Raw genomic sequence first — 16703 nt, forward strand, 5'->3', positions numbered from 1 at the left:
CCCGCTAATGGGGTCCGGTTTCGCGCGGGGCTGCCGGGGGCGGGCTGTCATGGCAGAGGGGTATGACTACCGAAGGAGTCCCCTCGATGCGCCGCAGCCTGCACGCCTTGTCCGTCGCCGTCCTGGCCGGCTCAGCCCTGGTGGGCTTCGCGCCGGCCGTCTTCGCCGAACCGGCCGCCGAGGTCAGTCCCGCCAGCGTCCAGCCCGGAGGCACGCTCACCGTCTCGGTCAGCTGTGATCCGACCGGCGGGTCGCCGCCCGACACCGTCGACGCCACCTCGCAGGCCTTCGACGAGGGCACGGTGCCGCTGCAACGGGTCACCGGCAACGACGACGAGGTGTCCGGACCCGCCTACCGCGGCACGGCCCTCATCGCCTCCGCGGAGAACTTCGAGGGCGATCCGGACGCCTCGGGGGAGGACTCGGCGTGGACCGTCGACGGCACCTGTCCGGCCGCACCCGGCGGCGAGGGCAAGCCGTGGAGCGCGACGTTCACCGTGACCCACGGCTCCGGGCCCCACAAGCCGTCGCACCAGCCCACGCACCAACCCACCCACAAGCCCACCCACAAGCCCTGCCCCGAGCCCTCGCACCACCGCGAACCGCACCACTCCGAGTGCGGCACGGCGACGGTCCAGCGCGGGGTGCGGGCCGGTGACGGCGGCGCCTTCACCGACTCCGTGCCGGCCCTGGTCGCGGGCGGGCTGCTGATCGCGGGCGCGTTCGGTGCCGCCGTGCACCGGCTGCGCAACCGGGAGAGCGACCCCTACCGCTGACCCGCCCCACCGACCCGGAAGGACCCGGTTTCCCCGGCCCGGCCCCGCTCATGCTGTGACCGTCACAACCCGGCCGGGCGCCCATGGGGCGGTGGCCCCCTGGGTACTCAGTGGCGTGGGTGGCACAGCACGGCGGCACCAGGCACTGGCACTGCGGAGGTACGGATGCGGCGGACGGCCCCGGAAGGTCACGGCCCCGTCCGGTTCGGGCCGCCGCTCCCCGAGGACGGGCTGCCCGTCCTGCCGGAGCTGTCCGCGGTGCTCGCCGCCGCGGCGTCCCGGGGCGACCACGAGCCGGTCGGCGGCGGCCGGGCACTGCGCGAAGCCGCCTGCGGCTACTGGGACCGGCGCGGACTGCACTGCGACCCGGACCGGGTGGCCGCCGCCCCCGGCTCACCCGCCCTGCTCCTGGCACTGACCGCCGCCCTCGGCGGCGACGTCCTCGTGCCGAGGCCCTGCGCCGCCTGGTGGGCGCCGTACGCACGCCTGCTGGGACGCCCCGCCTTCCATGTGCCCACCCCGCCGGAGAGCGGCGGTGTTCCCGACCCGTACGCCCTGCTGGAGACCGTGCGCCGGGTGCGTGCCGAGGGCGGCGACCCGCGCCTGCTCGTGCTGTCCGTCGCCGACGACCCCACGGCGACCGTCGCCCCTCCCGAACTGCTGCACGAGACCATCGAGGCCGCGCAGGGGGAGGGCCTGCAGCTGGTCAGCGATGAGACCTGGCGCGACACCCTGCACGAACCGCGTGACACCGTGCTGCTCAGCCCCGCCGAGATGGTGCCCGACCGGGTCACCGTCGTCACCGACCTGGCCGGGGCCCTGCTCCCGCCCGGCTGGCCGGCCGCCGTGGCCCGCTTCCCGGCCGGGGAGGACGGCGAGGACCTCCACGCGCGCGTGCTCGACGTCCTCACCGCCCTCGACGCCCGCGTCGCCGCTCCCATCGCCGCGGCGGCCGCGTACGCCCTGGGCGAGCCGGAAGCCGTCACGACGCGCACGGCGGCCGCCGTGCGCCTGCACGCGCTCCTGGCCGCCGAGGCGCACTCCGCCGTCATCGCCGCGGGCGCCCTCGCCCGGCCCCCACGGTCCGGCCGCCACCTGTACGTGGACCTGGCCCCGCTGGGCCCCGCGCTGGCCGCGCACGGAGTCGGCGACGCACAGGAACTGGAGGACTACCTCACCGCACGCCTCGGCATGCCCGCCCCGGGCGGGCACCGCTTCGGCGACGACCTCGAAGCCCCGCGCGTGCGGCTTTCCACCGGCGCACTGGTGGCCGGCTCCGACACGGAACGCGCGGAATGCCTCACCTCACCCACGCCGTTGGAACTGCCGCAGGTGCAACGCGCGTTGATCCGACTGAAGTCGGTCTTCGACGATCTCCGCGACGACGCTCAGCGATGGGAGCCTCCTCGATGACGCAGCAGTCCGAGTCGACCACCAGCACGACCACCCGGGACTCCGACGAGCCCGCGCTCCCGTCACCCCTCGCACCCCCGTATCCGCCCCTGGCCGAACCCCGGCCGCTGGCCGAGCGGCGGGTGTGGCCGCGCACCTTCCACGACCGGCTGACCGCGCCGCTCCCGGGCCTGAAGGCCATGGCCCGCTTCGCCCGCGAGGGGGCGGTGAGACCGGGCCCGGAAGGCCTCGCGGACATCTCCCGGCTGCCCTACGCCCCGGCCCCGCTGCCCCGCGTCGACGCCCGCACCGTCGCGGTCACGTGGGCGGGACACGCCAGTTGGGTGCTGCGCATCGGCGGACTGACCGTCCTCACCGACCCGGTGTGGTCCCGCCGCATCCTCGGCACCCCGGCCCGCATCACCCCCGTGGGCGTCCCCTGGGAGGACCTGCCGCGCGTCGACGCCGTCGTCATCAGCCACAACCACTACGACCACCTGGACGCGCCCACGCTCCGCCGCCTCCCGCGCGACACCCCGGTGTTCGTCCCGGCCGGGCTCGCCCGCTGGTTCCACCGCCGCCGCTTCACGCGCGTGACGGAACTCGACTGGTGGGAGGCGGCCGAACTGGACGGCGTCCGCTTCGACTTCGTCCCGTCCCACCACTGGTCCAAGCGCAGCCTCACCGACACCTGCCACAGCCTGTGGGGCGGCTGGGTCCTCACCGACCAGGACGGCCAACGCGTCTACTTCGCCGGCGACACGGGCTACGGCCACTGGTTCTCCCGCATCGGCCGTCGCTACCCCGGCATCGACCTGGCCCTGCTGCCCATCGGCGCCTACGACCCGCGCTGGTGGCTCCGTGACGTCCACTGCGACCCGGAGGAAGCGGTCCGTGCGGCCCAGGACCTGGGCGCGAGCCGGATGGCCCCCATGCACTGGGCGACGTTCGTCCTGTCGGCGGAACCGGTCATGGAGCCCCTGACGCGCGTGCGAGCGGCATGGCAGAAGGCGGGCCTGCCCCGCGAGAACCTCTGGGACATGCCGGTGGGCGCCTCACGCGTGCTGTCCGGGGACTGACCTCAGGAGCGCGCGGAGCGCGCGGAACTGCGCACCCGGCGCACCACGGCCGGCACCGCGCTGATCAGCACGGTCAGCGCGATCGCCGCCACCACGCCCTCCCACGGCTCGGCGAACAGCGACCCCCCGAGGATGCCGATCAACTGATACGTCACGGCCCAGGCCAGACACGCCGGCAGGTTCCCCCGGGAGAACCTCCGCATCGGCCATTCCGCCAGCAGACAGGCCAGCATCACCGGAATGCGCCCCGCCGGCACCAGCCGGGACAGCACCAGCACCGCGACTCCGTGTGCGGCGAGCTTCTCCTGCGCCTGTTCCAGCCGGTCCTCCGGTGCCCGCGACCGGAGCGCCTCCAGCCACCGCGACCCGTTCTTCGACTTCAGCCCGCGCCGCCCGAGCCAGTACAGCGCCGCATCGCCCAGGAACGCCGCCAGTGACGCCGTCACGAACACCATCGCCAGCGCGAACGGCGCCGTCTGGTGCACGGCGACCACCGCCGCCGAACTCACCAGCGCCCCCGTCGGAATCACCGGCACCAGCGCCCCGGCCAGCACCAGCAGAAAGAGCGTCGGATACCCGATCGCCTGCTGCGTGGACTCCGGAACCAGCGACACCGGCGTGACGGCCGACGCCGCGAGCAGGTGCACACCGTTCGGCGCCACGAGCGCGGACCAGCTCACCGAGCCACCTCCAGGCGCACGCTCTCCCCGTGCCCGAGCCGGTGCACCGTCACGGCCGGAGCGTGCCGGGCCGCCAGTCGGGCGAACTCGTCCCCCGGCGCGTGGAACTCGTGGGGGCGCACGGCGTCCATGCCGATCGGCCAGTACGTGCCGTAGTGCACCGGCACCGCACTGCGCGGCGCCAGCCGTGCCAGCGCCTGCGCCGCCCGGCCCGCGTCCAGGTGCCCCTCGCCCAGGTACGGCCCCCAGCCGCCCACCGGCAGCAGCGCCACCTCGACCGGCCCGACCTCCTCGGCCATGTCGTCGAACAGCCCCGTGTCCCCGGCGAAGTACGTCCGGGCCTCGCCGGCTATGACGTAGCCGAGAGCGGGGGAGCGGTGCGGTCCGAACGGCATCCGCCGCCCGTCGTGCCGCGCGGGCACGGCCCGTACGACGATGTCGCCGACCGGGATCTCGTCCCCGGGGGCCACCTCGCTCACCCGCAGGTGCGCGAGCCGGCGCAGACTCGGCACGGCCCGGCGCGCGCCCCGGGGCACGAGCAGGCGCGTGCCCGGAGCGAGCCGCATCAGCGACGGCACGTGCAGATGGTCGGCGTGCAGATGCGACACCAGGGCCACGTCCGCGTGCGGGGCGCCCGGGGGCGGCAGCGCTCCGCGCCGGCGCCGCAGGTGCGCGAGCCGGCGTGCGAACAGGGGATCCGTGAGCACGCGCACGTTCGAGTCCTCGACGGTGCAAGTGGCGTGACCCCACCAGGTGATCTCCACCGGCACTTCTTTGCCTCCTTCGCGCGACTCCCCCGAAGCCTACGTGCAGGAGTAGGGTCGGCGGCGAAACCGGAGGTGAGGGGGGACGCCATGGTGCCGGTGCGGGTCACGGCGATCGCGAGTCTGACGCCGCTCGAGGAACTGGACGACGACCCGTTCCTGGTCGATTCCCGCAGTCAGCACGCGATGTGCGCCCGCTGGGCCGCCGAGCGGGGCTACGTGGTCAGCCGCGAGTTACTGGTCCGGGGGCTGCGGCCGGACCACGGCGCGCTGTGGGACGGCGTCCGGCCCGGACTCGACCTGTTCGTCGCGCCCAGCCGGCGGGTCCTGGAGAGCGCGCTCGCCTCCGTCGAGGAGTTCACCGCCGAGTGCGCCCGGCGCGGTGTACGCGTCGAGACGGCGGGGCATGCGGAGCCTGCGTACGACGCGGCGATGAAGGCCTGCGTACACCGGCGGCTGTCGATGCCGACGGCCGGCTACGACGGTCGCTGACAGTCGTCGCTCACGGGTGTGACCTGGGGACGAACACGGGTGTGACCTGGGGACGAAAAGGCCCGACCGGGCGTTGAGACACTGTGGGGGAGGGCCCGCGACGGCTGCGGGCCAGGGACGTGAGGTGGCGGGGCGTGCGGGGCGTGCGGTGGCGGCGGGTCGCCAGTCAGGTGGGACGGAGCGTCGCCGTGTGGGCGGTCTCCACCGTCACCATGCTCGTGCTCGCCGGGATCCTCCCGGACTTCCGGCTCCGCTCGGAGAACGGCGACAGCGCGACCGACATCGCCGTCACGGCCGCCTTCGGTGCCGGCGCCTTCGGTCTGCTGTCGGCCGTGGTGTGGCCGCTGCTCGTCCGGCTGCTGCTCCTCGTCCCGGCGCTCGTGCTGGGGCTGCTGGTGTTCTTCCTCAACGGCGCCCTGCTGCTGCTCGCCCTGCACCTCAACCCGGCCGAGCGCGGCACCGCCGCGCCGGAGACCGCCGTCGTGGTCGCCGCCGTGATGTCCGCCGTGGCGTCCGCGACCGGCGCCGCCCTGGCCGTGCGGGACGACGACGCCTACCGCCGCAGGCTGTACCGCCTCTCCGACCGCCGCCGCCGCCGGTCCGGACCGTCCTGCCCCGCCGCCCCCGGCACGGTCTTCGTGCAGCTCGACGGCGTCGGCCACGACACCCTGCTCGACGCGGTCGGCAAGGGCCTGATGCCCACCGTCGCCCGCTGGCTCGACATAGGCGACGGCGGCCGCCCCAGTCACCGGCTCACCCCCTGGCGCACCGACTGGTCCAGCCAGACCGGCGCCAGCCAGCTCGGCATCCTGCACGGCAGCAACCACGACGTCCCCGCCTTCCGCTGGTACGAGAAGGACACCGGCGAGGTGGTCGTCTGCAACCGCCCCACCAGCGCTGTCGAACTCCAGCGCCGCGCCGTCGAGTACGCGGGGCACGGCGGGCTGCTCACCGTCGACGGCGCCAGCCGCGGCAACCTGTTCAGCGGCGGCGCCGACCAGCAGGCCCTCGTGCTGTCCATCGCCGCCCGCCGCCGCAGCCGCGAGAACCGCTCCCGCGACGGCTACTTCGCCTACTTCTCCGACCCGGCCAACGCCGTACGGACCGCGCTCTCCTTCATCGCCGAGGTGGGCCGGGAGATCGGCCAGTCCACCCGGGCGCGCCTGCGCAAGCAACGCCCCCGTGTCGCCCGCGGCGGCCTCTATCCCCTCATCCGGGCCTTCGCGACGGTCGTCGAGCGGGACGTCGTCGTCGCCGCGGTGACGGGCGACATGCTCGTCGGCCGCACGGCCGTCTTCGCCGACCTGGTGGCCTACGACGAGGTCGCCCACCACTCCGGCCCGGCGAGCCGCGACGCGCAGAAGGTCCTCGAACGCCTCGACCGCTCGCTCGCCCTGATCGAGAACGTCGCCGAGCACGCCCCGCGCCCGTACCGGATCGTCGTGCTGTCCGACCACGGCCAGAGCCCGGGCGAGACCTTCCGCTCCCGCTACGGCCTCACCCTCGAAGACCTGGTGCGGGCCGGCTGCGGCATGCCCGTACCGCGCAGGGCGGAGCGCACCCGCAGCGGGGCGGAGGCCCGCGCCGCCGTGCGCGCCGCGCTGCGCTTCCCGGTCGAGGAGGGCGGCGAGCAGCACCGCCCCGCGCGTGACTCGGAACCGATCGTGCTGGCCTCCGGCAACCTCGGTCTGGTCTCCTTCCCCCACATCACGCACCGGATGAGCAAGGAGGAGATCGACGCCAGCCACCCCGCGCTGCTGCCGACCCTCGCCAACCACCCCGGCATAGGCTTCCTGCTGGTCCGCAGCGACGAGCACGGCGGTGTCGTCCTCGGCGCGTACGGCGCCGAGATCCCACTGGCCGACCTCGACGACAACCCGGGCCCGCTCGCCCCGTTCGGGCCGGGCGCCGCCGACGCGGTACGCCGTACGCACTCCTTCCCGCACACCGCCGACATCATGGTCAACTCCTTCCACGACCCGGCCGACGGCGAAGTCCTCGCCTTCGAGGAGCAGATCGGCTCCCACGGGGGCCTCGGCGGTGCCCAGGGCAGACCCTTCCTGCTGTCCCCGCTCGGCGTCTCCGCACCGGTCGGCGAGGGCGAGGAACTCGTCGGCGCCGAGCACGTGCACCGGGTGCTGCGGCGCTGGCTGCGCGAGTCGAACGGACCGCAGGTGCCGCTGGAGGCCACCGAGGAGGAGCGCGCCGCCTGAAAATCGGCTGCGCCCGCAGGGCCGTACGCCCACACTGTTCGTGCCGGACACCGCACACCTGCGCGTCCCTCTCGAACACCCCTTGAGGAGTTGCTGCTTTGCAGGCAGCCGTCACCGTCACGCCCGCCCGCATTCCCGACCTGCTGCTCGGCCTGGCCACCGTCCGGCCGGTCTTCATCTGGGGCGCTCCCGGCATCGGAAAGTCCTCCCTGGTACGGAACTTCGCCGAGTCGCTGGGCCTGGAGTGCGTGAGCCTGCTGGGCACCCAGCTCGCCCCCGAGGACCTCATCGGCGTCCCGCAGATCCGCGACGGCCGCTCGGTGTTCTGCCCGCCGGAGACGATCGCCCGGGACGAGCCGTACTGCCTCTTCCTGGACGAGCTCAACGCGGCCACACCGGATGTGCAGAAGGCGTTCTACTCGCTGATCCTGGACCGCCGGATCGGCAACTACGAGCTGCCGAAGGGCTCGATCGTCATCGGCGCCGGGAACCGCGCCACCGACAACGCCCTCGCCCGGCCCATCGCCTCCGCGCTCGTCAACCGCCTCGCGCACGTGCACCTGGAGGCCTCCGCGAAGGACTGGCTGACCTGGGCCGGGAGCAACGGCATCCACCCCTGGATCGTGGACCACCTCACCGACCGGCCCGACCACCTGTGGTCCAAGCCGCCGAAGAGCGAGGAGCCGTTCTCCACGCCCCGCTCCTGGCACATGCTCTCCGACGCCCTGCACTCCTTCGGCCGGGACCTCGACGAGGAGACCCTGAAGGTCCTCGCGCACGGCACGCTGACCCCGGCTCACGCGACCGCCTTCTGCGGCTACGTCAAGGTCGTCCGCAGCCGGTACGGCATCGAGGCCATCGTCAGGGGCGACGCCCGCTGGCCGAACCGGCCGGAGGACCGCGACCTGCTCTACTACCTCGCCGAGTCCTTCCGCGGCCGCCTGGTCAAGGAACTGCCCGTGAGCAAGGACCACATGTCCGCGAACGGCCGGCAGACCGCCTACCGCGCCAAGTCCCTGCTGGTGCAGCTCGCCGAGATCTCCGTCGAGGTCGCCCAGACCGTCATCGCCTCCGACAGCGACGGCAACCCCGTGCTGCCCTCCTGGTTCCTCGTCGAGGCGGCGCGGGACATGCCCCGGCTGGTGGAGGCCCGCCGGTGAGCCGGAGCCCCGCCAAGAAGAAGAAGCGGGACCTCGCGGGCGAGGCCTTCGCCGAGGGGATGCGGCTGATGAGGGCCAACCCCGCCCTCGCAGCGGTGGAGTTCGACGTCTGCCGCCACGAGGAGTGCCGCTTCGCGCCCCGCGACGGGCTCGTGACCGTCGACTCCGACGGCGATCTGCACGTCCACCCCCTGCGCCTCGCCGAGCCCGCCGCCTGGGCCTGGGCGCTCGCCCACGCCGTCCTCCACCTCGGTTTCGGGCACGTCCCGGCGGTCAAGGGCGAACGCGTCCAGCCCGACCGCTACGACCTCGCCGCCCGCTGCGTCGTCGTCAACCGCTTCCTGCTCGGATTCAGCATCGGCGAGACCCCCGAGCATCTGCCCGCCTCCTACCCGGACGGCGACGAGGAGCAGCTCGCCGCCCGCTGGCGCCGCGACGGACTGCCCGCCGTGTACGGGCGCTGCGGCACGGCCGGTGACGAGCCCGACCAGCTGCTGGTGAGCTGGGTGGGCTGGTCCCAGCCGCCCGACTGGCAGCTGGCCTTCGCCACCGCCCTGACCCGGACCGTGTCCGCCGCGATGGACATGGCGGGCGGCCGCCGCGACAGCCTGGACGGCGAGGCGCCCCGGCTGCGCCCCTGGCAGCGGGCCCTGAGCTGGTTCATCTCCTCCTACCCGCTGCTCGGCGGCATCGCGTCCGGCATCAAGCTCGTCGCCGACGCCGAACTCGCCCGCGCCCACGGCATCGCCATCGCGGCGGTCGATGCCGCGGCGGCCGAGATCTACATCAACCCGCTGCGCGGGTTCGACGACGAGGAGTGGCGGTTCGTCCTCGCCCACGAGATGCTGCACGCCGCCCTGCGCCACGGCGACCGCTGCGGCACCCGCGATCCGTACCTCTTCAACGTGGCCTGCGACTACGTCATCAATGGCTGGCTGAGGGAGATGCAGGTCGGCGCCATGCCCGACGGGCTGCTGTACGACCCTGAGCTCGCGGGCCTGTCCGCCGAGGAGGTCTACGACCGCATCGCCGGCGACCTGCGCCGCAAACGCCGGCTGGCCACCCTGCGCGGCAAGGGGGTCGGGGACATCCTCGGCGGCCCGCTGGGCTCGCCCCGCGACTACGTCGACCTCGACGCCTTCTACCGCCGCGGCCTCGCCCAGGGCCTCGACCTGCACCAGCGGCAGGAGCGCGGTTTCCTGCCCGGCGGTCTGGTCGAGGAGATCCGCGCGCTCAGCCATCCGCCGCTGCCCTGGGACGCCCGACTGGCCCGCTGGTTCGACGAGTTCGTGCCCCGCCCCGAGCCCGTCCGCTCCTACGCCCGCCCCTCGCGGCGCCAGGCGGCCACCCCCGATATTCCGCGTGCCGGACGGTACTTCCCGCCCGAGGAGATCGCCCGCTGCACCTTCGGAGTCGTCCTGGACACCTCCGGTTCCATGAACCGCGTCCTGCTCGGCAAGGCCCTGGGCGCCATCGCCTCCTACGCCGGGGCGCGGGACGTGCCGGCGGCCCGGGTCGTGTTCTGCGACGCCGCCCCGCACGACGCCGGCTACCTGCCCGTGACCGAGATCGCCGACCGGGTCCGCGTCCACGGCCGCGGCGGCACCGTCCTGCAACCCGGCATCGACCTGCTGCACCGCGCCGACGACTTCCCGCCCGGCGCGCCCGTCCTGATCATCACCGACGGCTGGTGCGACGTCCTGCGCGTGCGGCGCGAGCACGCGTACCTGATTCCGCAGGGAGCGCGGCTGCCGTTCACCGCGAGAGGGGAGGTCTTTCGCGTGAGTTGAGCCGTAGTGTGATCGGATGGGGGACACGGGGCCCGGCGACGGGCCCGCACGCGAGTCCGTACGCGAAAGGAAGAACTCGTGGCTACCACGCGCTCCGCACACACCGTCTGGGAAGGCAACCTGCTCGAGGGCAACGGTGTCGTCACCTTCGACTCCTCCGGTGCCATCGGCGAGCAGCCGGTCACGTGGGCCTCGCGCGCCCAGGAGGCGAACGGCAAGACCAGCCCCGAGGAGCTGATCGCGGCCGCCCACTCCAGCTGCTTCTCCATGGCCTTCTCCAACATCCTGAACAAGGCCGGGACGCCGCCCACCAAGCTCATCACCTCGGCCGACGTCACCTTCCAGCCCGGCGAGGGCATCACCGGCATCCACCTCACCGTCGAGGGCACCGTCCCCGGCATCGACGAGGAGGCCTTCCAGGCCGCCGCCGACGAGGCCAAGGTCGGCTGCCCGGTCAGCCAGGCCCTCAAGGCCACGCCCATCACGCTGACCGCCAAGCTCGCCTGACCTGCCGCATCACCCCGTCGCGCGGGCCCGCCCACCACGGGCGGCCCGCGCGTCGTCGTCGGTTCACCACCCCCGGCCGGGGTAGGAACCAGACGCCTCGAACCGCCGGGCCGGAGGGAACGCGATGCTGCCGGGAACGTCCCCGAACGCGACGGTGCTCGACTCCGCCACCCGTGACCGGACCCGCGTCCTGTTGCTGTCCAGCCTCTCCGGACGGCTCCGCCCCCGGAACACCGCCCTCGGCGCCCTCGTCGACCGCCGCTCCATCCTCGACGTGCGCGCCTACGGCACGGCCTGCGCGCCGGCCTGGCTGCCCTTCGTCCTCCTCGTGGCGATCAACTGGTTCCTGCTCAGACGGGTCAGCACCCGCTCCGGCTCGCCGTTGCCCGCGTCCGACGACGACTTCGTACCCGTCCCGCCTCCCCGCTCGCCCTCAGGGAACCGACGACCATGACGCCACACCCCGCCGTCTCCGCGCACCGGGGCGGCTCCGAGCGCGCCGGCCCCGCCACCTGGGAGGCGTACGAGGACGCGATCGAGTCCGGCGCGGAGTACGTCGAGTTCGACATCCGCCGCACCGGGGACGGGGTGCTCGTCGTCTACCACGACCCCCGGGTCGGCCCCGCCGGGCCGCCGCTGTCGGCGCTCACGCATGCCGAGCTGTGCGAGCGGGCCGGATACGCCGTGCCCGTGGTGGACGAGGTCATGGCGCTGATCGCCGGGAAACTCGTGGCGCACCTCGACCTCAAGGAGGGCGGCTACGAGCAGGAGGTGATCGATCGGGCGGTCGCCCTGCTCGGCGCGGACGGGCTCGTGGTGACCACACTGGAGGACTGTTCCGTCGCCGCGGTCACCCGGGGCTTTCCCGGCGTGCGCACCGCCTTGTCCCTCGGGCGCGACCGCAGGGAGCTGGCCCTGGCCCGGCTGCCCGGGACCCGGCTGAGCGAGCTGTTCCCGGCCCGCCGGATCCGGGCCTGCGGGGCGCACGGCGTCGCCGTGCACCAGCGGCTGGCCAGGACCAACGTGCTGCGCGAGGCGACCCGGCACGGCCTGTTCACCATGGTCTGGACCGTCAACAACGACACCCTCATGCGGGCCTTCCTCGCCCACCCGCGCGTCGACGTGCTCGTCACCGACCGGCCCCGGCGCGCCGTGGCGCTGCGCGGGCCGATCACCCCATCGCGGCATTGACAACGGCGCACTCAAGTTTTGTGCTGGATTGTGGAGAGTCGTCGCCCTGGCGGAAGGGGACAGCGATGGGACGTGCGGTCGGAATCGACCTCGGAACCACGAACTCGGTGGTCGCCGTACTGGAAGGCGGTGAGCCCACCGTCATCGCCAACGCCGAGGGGGCCAGAACCACCCCCTCGGTCGTGGCGTTCGCCAAGAACGGCGAGGTGCTGGTCGGGGAGGTGGCCAAACGGCAGGCCGTGACGAACGTGGAGCGCACCGCCCGCTCGGTCAAGCGGTACATGGGCGACGCGCACTGGCGCTTCCCCGGCGAGGGCGACGTGGACGGCACCCGCTACCGGGCGCAGGAGCTGTCCGCGCGGGTGCTGCAGAAGCTGAAGCGGGACGCGGAGTCCTACCTCGGCGAGGACGTCACCGACGCGGTGATCACCGTCCCCGCCTATTTCGACGACTCCCAGCGCCAGGCGACCAAGGAGGCCGGTGAGGTCGCGGGCCTGAAGGTCCTGCGGATCATCAACGAGCCGACGGCCGCGGCCCTCGCCTACGGCCTGGACAAGGAGAACGACCAGACGGTGCTCGTCTTCGACCTCGGCGGCGGCACCTTCGACGTGTCGCTGCTGGAGATGGGCGAGGGCGTCATCGAGGTGAAGGCCACCAACGGCGACACGCACCTCGGCGGCGACGACTGGGACCAGCGGATCGTCGAGTACCTGATCAAGCGCTTCAAGGGCCAGAACGGCGTCGACCTCGGCACCGACAAGATGGCGGTGCAGCGGCTGCGCGAGGGCGCCGAGAGGGCCAAGATCGAGCTGTCCAGCTCGACCGAGACGACGATCAACCTGCCCTACATCACGGCCTCCGCCGAAGGGCCCCTGCATCTCGACGAGAAGCTGACCCGGGCCCAGTTCCAGGAGCTCACCGCCGATCTGCTGGACCGCTGCAAGGCGCCCTTCCACCAGGCGGTCCAGGACGCCGGTGTGCAGCTCTCGGTGATCGACCACGTGATCCTCGTCGGCGGCTCGACCCGGATGCCCGCCGTGACCGACCTGGTCAAGGAGCTCACCGGCAAGGAGCCGCACAAGGGCGTCAACCCCGACGAGGTCGTGGCCGTGGGCGCGGCGCTCCAGGCGGGCGTCATCCGCGGCGACGTCAAGGACGTGCTGCTGCTCGACGTCACCCCGCTGTCCCTGGGCATCGAGACCAAGGGCGGCATCATGACGAAGCTCATCGAGCGCAACACCACCATCCCGACCCGGCGTTCGGAGATCTTCACGACGGCGGCCGACAATCAGCCCTCGGTCGGCATCCAGGTCTACCAGGGAGAACGGGAGATCGCCGCGTACAACAAGAAGCTCGGCGTCTTCGACCTGACGGGCCTGCCGCCGGCGCCGCGCGGTGTGCCGCAGATCGAGGTGGCGTTCGACATCGACGCCAACGGCATCATGCACGTCTCCGCCAAGGACATGGCGACCGGCCGCGAGCAGAAGATGACCGTCACCGGCGGCTCCGCCCTGCCCAAGGACGACATCGACCGCATGATGCGCGAGGCCGAGCAGTACGCCGAGGAGGACCGGGGCCGCCGCGAGGCCGCCGAGACCCGCAACCAGGCCGAACAACTCGTCTACCAGACCGAGAACTTCCTCCGCGAGAACGGCGACCGGATCCCGGCCGACACGAAGACCGAGGTCGAGTCGGCCGCCGCCGAGGTGAAGGAGCAACTGCAACAGCAGGCGGACACCGCCGCCCTGCGCGCCGGCGTCGAGAAACTCGCCTCCGTCAGCCAGAAGATGGGCCAGGCGATGTACGCCCAGGCCCAGCAGACCCCCACCGAGGAACCCTCCGGCACCCCCCAGGACGAGGAGGGCGTGGTCGACGCGGAGATCGTGGACGAGGAGAAGAACGGGCGGGACGAGAAGGGCGGCGCCGCCTAGCCCAACTCCCCGCGAGGGAAAGGGAAAACCCTTACTGCGAAGTCAGTGCCCCCTGTTAACCTCCAGCGGCTCGTGTGACCAGCGGGCCGAGGGAAGTTCACAGGGGAGGGACAGTTGGACGCACTGAAGAGATCCGGCGGACACAGACTGCTGGCGGTGGGGTGTGCGGTGGCGGCCGTGATGACGACCGGCACCGGCGTGGCACAGGCCGCGGACAACCTGCCGCCGAAGCAGCCGCTCGTCCAGGATCTGGAGACGGGGCACAAGGAGTGCGCGGCGGGCGACGAGAGGACGTACGTCTCGGGGCCGCCCGTCCTGAGCGCGGTCCTGTACGACCCGGAGGAGGACAACCACCCTGCCGAGGCCAACCTGGTCAAGGGCGAGTTCGAGGCGTGGTGGACGGACCCCGACGGGGTGGAACAGCGCCTCACGCGCACGACGCTCGAAGGACACTCCGGCGATCCGCAGCGGTGGCACATGCCGGAGGGCTCCGTCCCGCCGAACACCGTCGTCTCCTGGCGGGTCCGCGCGAACGACGGCAAGGCGACCTCCCCCTGGAGCTCCGAGGGGGACGGCTCCGTCTGCGAGTTCGTCTACGACGACGAGAACCCGGAGAAGGCGGCCATCTCCTCGCCCGAGTACCCGGAGAACGTCTTCTGGGTCGACGGAGTGGGCGTCTACGGCCACTTCACCATGGACTCGCCCTCCGACGACGTAGTGTCCTACACCTACGGCTTCATCGGCGGCCCCTACGGAACCGTCCGCCCCGAGCGGCCCGGCGGGCCGGTGACCATCCCGTTCCTGCCCCTCGACTCGGGCCCCGAGAGCCTGACCGTCCGGGCCATCGACCGTGCCGGACGCAGCAGCGGCCAGTCGTCGTACGACTTCATGGTGAAGTCCGGCCGCGCGCCCGTGGCCCACTGGCCCCTGGCCGACGCGAAGGGGGCCACGTCCGCCGACGCCGAGGCGGGCACCGACGCGGCCGCCGGCTCCGGCGTCACCTTCGGCGCCCCCGCCCCCGCGCGCACGAAGCTCACCGCGACGGCGACACTGGACGGCAGCAGCCACGGCTACCTCACCCCGGACGCCCCGGCCGTCGCCGACCCCCGCAAGAGCTTCGCGGTCAGCGCCTGGGCACGCCCGGCCGAGACCGACCGGAACATGACCGTCACCGGCCAGGACGCGGGGGAGTCGGCCGCGTTCGCCCTCGGTCTGAACGCCCGGGGCGAGACTCCGCACTGGTCGTTCACCGTCGGCGGCGCAACCGTGTCGGGCGGTGCTCCGGAGACCGGCGAATGGGCCCACCTGCTGGGCGTGTACGACGCCGAGACGGGCGAGGCGCAGCTGTACGTCAACGGCCATGAGGTCGGCACCAGGGCCGAGGCCACGCCCACCGCCACCGCCGGCGCCTTCCAGATCGGCCGGGTCCGCGACGGAAACGGCTACCACGACCGCTGGCACGGCGAACTGGGCGGCGTCAGGGTCCACGACCGGGTGGTCGTGCCCGACGAGGCTGCCGAACTGGCGCACCGCGAGCCGTCCATGCGCGGGCACTGGTCCCTGGAGACGGCCCCGGACGGCGCCAGCCCCGACCTGAACGGTGGCGCGCCCCTGAAGCTGGGACCCGGTGCGACGATCTACCGCGTCCCGGACGGCTCGTGCGAGTGGTGGCTGGACCCGGACTGCACGCCCGCGCCGCAGCCTCTTGTCGGCGACGGCCACCTGGCACTCGACGGCAAGACCGGTCACGCGATCGCCGAGGGGCCCGTGGTCGACACCTCGGACAGCTTCACCGTCGGCGTGGTCGTGCAACTGGCGGACAGGGAGCCCGAGCTCCCCATGACCGTGCTGTCGCTGCCCGGCGAGCACACCGACGCCTTCAAGGTGCGGTACCAGCCCGAGCAGCACGCCTGGCAGCTGGTGATGCCGCACAAGGACGAGCGGGGCGCCCCCGAGACCGTGGTGGCCCGGTTCGCGAGGTCGGACGGCCGCGACGGCATCGGCCACCGCGTCGCCGTGGTCTACGACGACGCGACCGACAAGGTGAAGCTCTACGTCGACGGCCAGACCGGCGCCGACGCGACAGCGGACCTCCCGAACGGCTGGCGCGCCTCCGGCCCCCTCCAGATCGGCCGGGCCCGGACGGGCGACGGCTGGGGCGAGCACCTGCACGGCGACGTGGACGAGGTGCGCGCCTTCGCCGGCGCTCTGCCCGACGGCCGCATCCCGTAACCGGGCCAGGTCAGGAACCGGTGTGCGCGGGCGGCAGCGTCGCGCACACCGCGTCCAGAACCGTCGCGTACGGGGTGCCGAAGTCGGTGAGCTTGGACCGTAGCTGGTCCAGGCCGTCCCGGTGCTCCGCCAGCAGCCCGTCGCTGCCGGTGCGGGACGCGAACTCCAGGACCGCGGGCAGGAAGTCCGGAGGCTCCTCGCCGGTGGTCTCCAGGCCGTGCGCGCGGTAGAGCTCCTCGGAGGGCGCCGGGGCGGCCTCGCGCCAGGCGCTCAGATACAGGCTGTGCTCCGGCCCGGCCTCGAACACCTCGACGTAGTGCGCGGCCAGCTCCATCGGCGGGGTGACGGCCGCGTGGTCGGCGAACTCCCGTAGCTGCGGGGCGGCTTCGCGCAGCAGCGGCAGCCGGGCGCGGAAGTCGTCGTCGGGGTACATCAGGCAGAGCGCGGCCGCCTGGTACAGCACCTCGAATCCGGGCATCGGACCTCCTTCGCGTGC

The 16703-nt window shown here is 73.2% G+C and carries 15 protein-coding genes; 12 read left to right on the forward strand and 3 right to left on the reverse strand.

From position 1 onward, the window contains the following. The first annotated feature begins 86 nt into the window (after nt 1–86). From AB0G20_RS12260 to AB0G20_RS12270, 3 genes are all read left to right on the forward strand, one after another. Complete coding sequence (locus tag AB0G20_RS12260; protein WP_361299864.1) at nt 87–776, forward strand: hypothetical protein; 690 nt, start codon at nt 87–89, stop codon at nt 774–776. A 165-nt stretch (nt 777–941) separates the two neighbouring features. Beyond that, on the forward strand, nt 942–2189 hold the full coding sequence (locus AB0G20_RS12265) for an aminotransferase class I/II-fold pyridoxal phosphate-dependent enzyme (protein WP_361299867.1): 1248 nt from the start codon (nt 942–944) through the stop codon (nt 2187–2189). Next, the gene (locus AB0G20_RS12270; protein WP_361299870.1) at nt 2186–3247 is read left to right on the forward strand and encodes an MBL fold metallo-hydrolase; all 1062 of its coding nucleotides are present in this window, start codon (nt 2186–2188) and stop codon (nt 3245–3247) included. The genes AB0G20_RS12265 and AB0G20_RS12270 overlap by 4 nt, the downstream gene beginning before the upstream one ends. Nucleotides 3248–3249: 2 nt before the next feature. Here the strand turns inward: AB0G20_RS12270 and AB0G20_RS12275 are convergent, their stop codons facing one another. Together AB0G20_RS12275 and AB0G20_RS12280 are read right to left on the reverse strand one after the other, a co-directional pair. Then, entirely contained in the window at nt 3250–3888 is a 639-nt protein-coding gene (locus AB0G20_RS12275) for a VTT domain-containing protein (protein WP_361300912.1), read from the reverse strand. 35 nt (nt 3889–3923) lie between these two features. Then, nucleotides 3924–4697, reverse strand: a complete 774-nt coding sequence (locus tag AB0G20_RS12280) for an MBL fold metallo-hydrolase (RefSeq protein ID WP_361299873.1) — start codon at nt 4695–4697, stop codon at nt 3924–3926. 84 nt (nt 4698–4781) lie between these two features. On the opposite strand from AB0G20_RS12280, the gene AB0G20_RS12285 reads away from it, so the two are divergent. The 9 genes from AB0G20_RS12285 to AB0G20_RS12325 all read left to right on the forward strand — a co-directional run bounded on the left by AB0G20_RS12285 (nt 4782) and on the right by AB0G20_RS12325 (nt 16207). After that, complete coding sequence (locus AB0G20_RS12285; RefSeq protein ID WP_190903429.1) at nt 4782–5183, forward strand: hypothetical protein; 402 nt, start codon at nt 4782–4784, stop codon at nt 5181–5183. A gap of 134 nt (nt 5184–5317) precedes the next feature. Continuing rightward, complete coding sequence (locus AB0G20_RS12290; RefSeq protein WP_361299876.1) at nt 5318–7396, forward strand: phage holin family protein; 2079 nt, start codon at nt 5318–5320, stop codon at nt 7394–7396. Between the two features lie 98 nt (nt 7397–7494). Continuing rightward, on the forward strand, nt 7495–8556 hold the full coding sequence (locus tag AB0G20_RS12295; RefSeq protein WP_361299879.1) for a MoxR family ATPase: 1062 nt from the start codon (nt 7495–7497) through the stop codon (nt 8554–8556). Then, nucleotides 8553–10346: a hypothetical protein gene (locus AB0G20_RS12300; RefSeq protein WP_361299882.1), complete on the forward strand. Its 1794-nt coding sequence runs from the start codon at nt 8553–8555 to the stop codon at nt 10344–10346. Before AB0G20_RS12295 ends, AB0G20_RS12300 begins: the two co-directional genes overlap by 4 nt. A 78-nt stretch (nt 10347–10424) precedes the next feature. Next, a complete protein-coding gene (locus tag AB0G20_RS12305) occupies nt 10425–10853 on the forward strand; it encodes an OsmC family protein (RefSeq protein WP_175435806.1) in 429 nt (142 codons plus the stop codon). Nucleotides 10854–10977: 124 nt separating this feature from the next. Continuing rightward, nucleotides 10978–11307 carry a hypothetical protein gene (locus AB0G20_RS12310; RefSeq protein ID WP_361299885.1) on the forward strand — a complete coding sequence of 110 codons (330 nt, stop codon included), beginning with the start codon at nt 10978–10980 and terminating at the stop codon, nt 11305–11307. Beyond that, nucleotides 11304–12044: a glycerophosphodiester phosphodiesterase family protein gene (locus AB0G20_RS12315; protein ID WP_361299888.1), complete on the forward strand. Its 741-nt coding sequence runs from the start codon at nt 11304–11306 to the stop codon at nt 12042–12044. The genes AB0G20_RS12310 and AB0G20_RS12315 overlap by 4 nt, the downstream gene beginning before the upstream one ends. 65 nt (nt 12045–12109) lie before the next feature. Continuing rightward, the gene (gene dnaK, locus AB0G20_RS12320; RefSeq protein ID WP_361299891.1) at nt 12110–13975 is read left to right on the forward strand and encodes a molecular chaperone DnaK; all 1866 of its coding nucleotides are present in this window, start codon (nt 12110–12112) and stop codon (nt 13973–13975) included. Nucleotides 13976–14155: 180 nt separating this feature from the next. After that, on the forward strand, nt 14156–16207 hold the full coding sequence (locus AB0G20_RS12325) for a LamG domain-containing protein (RefSeq protein ID WP_361300915.1): 2052 nt from the start codon (nt 14156–14158) through the stop codon (nt 16205–16207). Between the two features lie 10 nt (nt 16208–16217). Here AB0G20_RS12325 and AB0G20_RS12330 read toward each other — a convergent pair whose 3' ends face one another. Continuing rightward, complete coding sequence (locus AB0G20_RS12330) at nt 16218–16685, reverse strand: molecular chaperone TorD family protein (protein ID WP_361299894.1); 468 nt, start codon at nt 16683–16685, stop codon at nt 16218–16220. Between the last annotated feature and the right edge of the window lie 18 nt (nt 16686–16703).

The organism is Streptomyces sp. NPDC024017 (genome assembly GCF_040638895.1).
Lineage (GTDB): Bacteria > Actinomycetota > Actinomycetes > Streptomycetales > Streptomycetaceae > Streptomyces.